Below are 2,855 nucleotides of genomic sequence, written 5' to 3' on the forward strand. Positions count from 1 at the left end.
GCCACACGATCGGCAGACGACTGAGAGCCATACCCACCCCTCCCGGGGCATCCGGACCCTACGGGGCCGGACCGCTAAAAGGTAGGGACGACTGACCGGCACCGGTCCCGATCACGGACAGATCCGCAGTTACTAGCATTGCGCTAGGTAGCCACGGACGCCGGTCGCCACCCTCTGCAACCACGCGCCGGGAAGCACGAGGTGAACACTCGGTCGGCGCGCGCGGATCGTGGTTCGTTGTGCGACACCGAATCCGGCGCGCGCCAGGAGCACGCCCCAGCCAACGCGAGCACCGCTGCGGCATCACGACCGCTACTCGCTGGTACCAGGCTGCCGGTACTGTCCCCGACAGCTGCATCGCAACCCATTGGCAATCTCTTCGCTATCGCGCCGCGCCGCAGCGAATCCGACCGGTTCCGATGAACCATCGATGAACTCTGCCGCATAGGTCTGGACCAATCGCGGTGCGACTTGGCACGGTCTAGACCGTGAAACTCTCAAACGGAAACATCCTGAATCCCTTGTCCATCACGCTGTTTGCGGCGCTGCCACTGCTGGCCGGCCTCGGCACGGCCGCACCGGCAACCGCCGACGCGACCGTCAACAAGGTCGTGGTCATCGGGCTCGACGGCACGATGTACAAGAAGATCCAGGAAGCCAAGGCACCGACACTGCTGAAGCTCGCGAGTGAAGGCACTCTCGGGCAAACCTCGATTGCGCCGCACACCACCATTTCCGGGCCCTCCTGGGCCACCGTGCTGACCGGTGTGTGGGACACCAAGCACGGCATCTACGACAACAACTTCACCGCAGCGCCTTTCGCCAAGTACCCGAGCGTGTTCACCCAGCTGGAGACCGCCAACTCCAACCTGAAGACCGAGTCCATCGCCTCCTGGGACCGGATCGGCATCATCGCCGGTTCCGGCGACAAGCACGCCGATGTGAATATCGAAACTCCCGCTCCCGCAGACGATCCCACGGAGGCCAAGCTCGACGCCGCCACCGCGGACGCCAGTGCCGCCGCGGTCACCAACGACGCACCGGACTTCCTGTTCACTCATCTCGACCAGGTCGACGAGGCCGGGCACGGGCACGGCGGCGCGTCGACGGAGTATCTGGACGCGGTCAAGCGGGTCGACACCGAGGTCGCGAAGATCGTGGCCGCGGTGGACGCGCGCGCGAAGGCCCACCCCAACGAGAAGTGGAACATCCTGGTCACCGCCGATCACGGCCACAAGCCGGGCGGCGGCCACGGCGGCCAATCCGCCGACGAGACCGCGAATTTCCTGATCACGCGCGGGCCCTCGTTCAAGGCCGGGGCCACCAACAGCAAGAACTCCCTGGTGGACGTGACCCCGACGGTGCTGGCACTGCTGGGCGTCAAGGGCACCACCGCCTTCGACGGCAAGTCGGTGGTCGACAACGGCGGCCCGACCCCGCCCAGCACCGGCTCCTTCGGCATCGACCTGCCGGGCACGGGTTCGGGCAACGGTTCCATCAGCGACGCCACCGACCTGGAAATCCCCGCCGACCAGAACTGACCCGGACGCCGGCCCAGCCCACCTCCACGCGGTACGGGCCGGCCTCCGGTTTCCCCCACGGGTGAACGAGAAATCCACTCGCGAAAGACAACTCCATGAAACCACAGACATCCCGCCGCACCCGTGCGGCGGCCCTGATCGCGGCGGCAACCCTGCCGCTGGCCGCAGGAACTCTGGATACAGCTGCCGCACAGGCGGATTCGACGGTCAACAAGGTGGTCGTGCTCGGCTTCGACGGCGCGCTCTACGCCAAGATCCAGGAATCCGGGGCACCGAATCTGCTGAAGCTCGCCGCCCAGGGCACCGTCGGCCAGACCTCCATCGCGCCGCACGCCACCGACTCGATTCCGATCTGGGCCACCGCTCTGACCGGGGTGTGGGACACCAAACATCACATCACCAGCTTCGGCGGCGACGCCTTCGCCACCTATCCGACCGTGTTCACCCAACTGGAGAAGGCCAAGCCGCAGTTGCAGACCGAATCGGTGGTGACCTGGTCGGCGCTGGCGGACGCCGCCGGGGCGGGTAATCCGAACGCGGATGTGAACGTGGTGGTTTCCGGCCCGAACACCGCGGACAGCGCGACCGCCGACCGGGCCGCGGCGGCCGTCACCGACGACGCGCCGGACTTCCTGTTCGTCGATTTCGACTCCGTCGACAGCGCCGGGCACAAGGGTTCGGCCAAGCCGGGCTACCTGGACGCCATCACCAAGGCCGACGCCGGTGTCGGCAAGATCGTGAACGCGATCGACGCCCGCGCCGCGGCGCACCCGAAGGAGAAGTGGACCATCCTGGTCACCACCGGGACCGGCAACAAGCCCGAGGGCGGGCACGGTGGCCAATCCGCCGAGGAGACAGCCAATTTCGTGATCGCGCGCGGTCCGGGGTTCGCGGCGGGCGCCACCAACAGCCGGTTCTCCATCGTCGATATCACCCCGACCGTGCTGACGCTGCTGGGTGTGGCGGTGCCGGCGGGCTGGACGGGACGTCCATGGTGACGGCCGGTCCCGGGCCCTCGACCGGGTCCGCCGGGTGGCTGCCCGGTACCGGCTCGTTCAATCCGTAGTCAGCACAACCCTTTTCGATAGCGTGAAGAAGGTCGACATGTTCACTCGTTCATTCCTCGCCGCCTCCGTCACCGTCGCGGTCCTGGCCGCGGCACCCCTGTTCGCTGCCGCCTCCGCGGCGGCCGAGGTGGCAGCGGTGGGGGTCACCACCGGATCCGCCGATGCCGTCGACGATATGCGGCAGGTCCTGACCGGTTCGTCTGATTCGCTCGGCGGGCTGAGCGGGCTGCTGACCGGGGTGGGGTCC

3 protein-coding genes are annotated in these 2,855 nt (G+C 67.5%); all 3 read left to right on the plus strand.

Features of this window, described 5'->3' with window-relative positions; all coding sequences use genetic code 11:
• Nucleotides 1–488: 488 nt before the first annotated feature.
• The gene (locus ACWELQ_RS42770; RefSeq protein WP_452402693.1) at nucleotides 489–1,541 is read left to right on the plus strand and encodes an alkaline phosphatase family protein; all 1,053 of its coding nucleotides are present in this window, start codon (nucleotides 489–491) and stop codon (nucleotides 1,539–1,541) included.
• 95 nt (nucleotides 1,542–1,636) lie between these two features.
• On the plus strand, nucleotides 1,637–2,539 hold the full coding sequence (locus ACWELQ_RS42775; protein WP_452402694.1) for an alkaline phosphatase family protein: 903 nt from the start codon (nucleotides 1,637–1,639) through the stop codon (nucleotides 2,537–2,539).
• Between the two features lie 106 nt (nucleotides 2,540–2,645).
• A partial coding sequence (locus ACWELQ_RS42780; RefSeq protein WP_452402695.1) for a hypothetical protein occupies nucleotides 2,646–2,855 on the plus strand: 210 nt, incomplete at its 3' end.

This window comes from Nocardia sp. NPDC004722 (assembly GCF_053601505.1).